The 354-nt window shown below is 40.7% G+C and carries 1 protein-coding gene; it reads left to right on the top strand.

Features of this window, described 5'->3' with window-relative positions; all coding sequences use genetic code 11:
- The coding region (locus tag V6E55_RS25705) for a hypothetical protein (protein WP_316944137.1) at positions 1 to 181 on the top strand (181 nt) is incomplete at its 5' end.
- Positions 182 to 354 lie beyond the last annotated feature (173 nt).

The raw sequence follows: 354 nt of genomic DNA on the forward strand, positions 1-354 counted from the left end.
CATGATGTCCCTCTGGGATGCGCTCCGGATGAATATGATGATCTCATATCAGGAACTTGTTCGCACCTTCCTTAGGTTTTTTACAAATTTAGGAAAAATCCGCACTTCCTGTAACAGCATCCAAATTAACCTAAAATACCGTTTCATTAACAGTAATTTTACAGATTCAGCTGAAGCCTGAGTTTATTATAACAAAAAAAAGGCCAGCAAGTATGCTGGCTTTCCTGGTAAGACAAGTTGAACTCAGAAGTCGATTGTACTGTCTCTCACCTATCTTGCGGCTTTGTTGAATAAATCGAACTTTTGCTGAGTTGAAGGATCAGATCACGCATCTTCCCGACAACGCAGACCGTT

It is taken from the genome of Enterobacter sp. 342, assembly GCF_036663495.1.
Classification (GTDB): domain Bacteria; phylum Pseudomonadota; class Gammaproteobacteria; order Enterobacterales; family Enterobacteriaceae; genus Enterobacter.